The organism is Myxosarcina sp. GI1(2024), assembly GCF_053543375.1.
Window position 1 is genome coordinate 1,436,796 of record NZ_JBKGTY010000001.1, and the last position, 2,295, is coordinate 1,439,090.

Genomic DNA, 2,295 nt, shown 5'->3' on the forward strand with positions numbered 1-2,295 from the left:
ATAAAGCTAGTTTGGGCTTTGTTTGGGCTTGATTTTTGTTTAAGTACCGATAATATTAAATACTCGCACTAATCAATAACAATCGCAACTAGTTAACTGTAAAATTGGAAAAAACTGCCGTCTAATTTTTAACTGAGAGCGACAAAGAAATCAGTCTCGATCGCTAGATTATCTTCACTTAAACCCCTGATAACAAAGGGTTGCAGTAAATCTACCTCTAGCTTTGGCAGGTGCAAACTGAAGGCGCGATCGCTATAACTATCGCCTTGAAGCAGAAAGAATTTTAACTGGTTACTTTGCCACATCCAGACTTCGGGAACTTCTAGCAAACGATACTTTTCCAAATCCTCGAGGCTTCCGCTGGTGTAATTTACTTCGATCGCCAAATCGGGAATGTCTTTTTCACTACCGAAACAATACGATTCATCGGGCTGTTTGCCTGCGACAAATATCCGCTTGATATCCTTGCTGCCCAGAGCAAAGTAGGGGATTCTATACTTTCGACAGTAAGCCTGAACCAAAATGCCGATAGTTTTGGCTATGCGTTCGTGGTTTCTACCAGGGGACACGATAGTTATAGAGTTTTTTAGATAGGAAATTAGATAGGGCGACTCCCTAGAGAGCAGCCGCTCGTACTCCTCCCAGGTTGTTTCTGGCAAAGTGATTATGCGATCGCCCGTTGTTTCTATATCTAGTTCAATTAGCATTTGATGGTTAGACCGATATTGTCAACTGTTTCTGTTTTTATTAGTTAATAGAGCTATTTTCTCTAGGAAACAAGCGTTCTAGGCTCTCCTGAAGATGTTGATGGGGATAAATATCTGCTTTCTTACTCCAAGCGTAATCTAGAGTTTGTTGATAACTCCATTGGGGTTGTTTGAAGAAACAATAAGCCACACCTGCAGAACCGCTTCTACCAATTCCGGCACGACAGTTTATTAGTACCTTTTTCTTGCCTTGCTGGAGTTCTCGCTCGATCCAAAAAATTGCTTCTTCTATTACTTTGTCGGGTATAGAATGTTGCGCTCCCTCTAGAAGAGCGAGATGCTTGTAAGCAATACCCATGTTTGTAGAGAAGTTTAACAGAAATTCTCCTGCTAAATTGAGCACGGCATCAAAACCATGTTCCCTAGCATTTGAAGCAGCGATAAAATTACCGACATGAACCCCAGGCATAATTTCGACGTAACTAGCACCCTGAGTCCAAATCATTTCAGGTGACGGGAGTTCTACGTTAAGGTAACCGTTTTCTTGCCAGTCCCCTACCCAGTGCCATTGCTTGGGTTGTTGCTTGAGTCCTACTCGGTAGGTAAATTGATAATTGCCTTCACTGGTAGGAGTAAAAGAGCCTTGAAAAATATAAATATTATCGGATTCTCGAGCTTGATATGGCAGTTCGATCGCCTGCCAATTGCCTTCGCTATTGAACTTATTTAAGGTGTTCGTCCACAGTTGAACTTTGAGCTGTTCAGGAGAGTAGGGACTAATTATTTTAACTGACGCTGCAAAGGTTTCTAGCCTGACGGGGTGACAACCCTGTGAGAAGTCAGACAGTGTAGGGAACAGAGACAACCTATGGTAAAAAAGATTCGGTCAGTTATTGAGAATCCGACCGAACCCTAAAAAATGTTAAACCAATTGTACCGCAATCATCTTTCACGTTATCTGAGTGATGACCAACTAATTACTTTGGAAGTGCTGGTATACCTTATCCAGACCTACAAACAAGTAAAGATAGAAAGACTAGCTGCATACTTCCCTTTACCAATTAAATATGAGAGCCGTCGTCGCCGAATCCAAAGGTTTTTGAAGTCCTCAGCTTTATCAGTTTCGTTAGTCTGGTTTCCCATAGTCAAAGAAGTAGTTCAAAAGAAATTCTTGCCAGACCAGACAATTTATCTAGTCTTAGATAGAACTCAATGGCAAGATAAAAATCTGTTCATGGTTGGAGTAGTGATGGCGAAAAGAGCTTTGCCTATATACTGGCAGTTTCTAGAGAAGAAAGGAGCCAGTAACTTCGCTCAACAAAAAGCCATATTACGTCCAGTATTGAAGCTGTTTAAACAACACCAAATCGTTATTTTAGGAGACAGAGAATTCCAGAGTGTTGAACTAGCTAAGTGGCTGACCCAGCAGCAGGTCTACTTTGTGCTTCGACAGAGAAAGAGTACGAAGATAATGGTAACTCAATTAGGTTTTACTCCCTTAAAAGACCTAGACGTTAATCCAGGAGACCAACGGTTTTATCAAGAAACTAAAGTCACTCAACTGCATCAAGTTTCGGGGATTTATTTA

3 protein-coding genes are annotated in these 2,295 nt (G+C 41.2%); 1 reads left to right on the forward strand and 2 read right to left on the reverse strand.

The window, feature by feature from the left end; all coding sequences use genetic code 11:
• Positions 1-128: 128 nt before the first annotated feature.
• A complete protein-coding gene (locus ACLFKQ_RS06905; protein ID WP_448999094.1) occupies positions 129-707 on the reverse strand; it encodes a Uma2 family endonuclease in 579 nt (192 codons plus the stop codon).
• A 40-nt stretch (positions 708-747) separates the two neighbouring features.
• Positions 748-1,572 (reverse strand): dual specificity protein phosphatase family protein, encoded by an 825-nt coding sequence (locus tag ACLFKQ_RS06910; protein WP_448999095.1) that lies wholly within the window; start codon positions 1,570-1,572, stop codon positions 748-750.
• A 54-nt stretch (positions 1,573-1,626) separates the two neighbouring features.
• Between ACLFKQ_RS06910 and ACLFKQ_RS06915 the strand changes: the two genes are divergently transcribed.
• On the forward strand, positions 1,627-2,295 hold a 669-nt coding region (locus tag ACLFKQ_RS06915; protein WP_448999096.1), incomplete at its 3' end, for a transposase.

Coding starts and splice junctions, on each gene's coding strand:
- ACLFKQ_RS06905 (WP_448999094.1), bottom strand. CDS start 707: ATGCTAATTGAACTAGATATAGAAACAACGGGCGATCGCATAATCACT.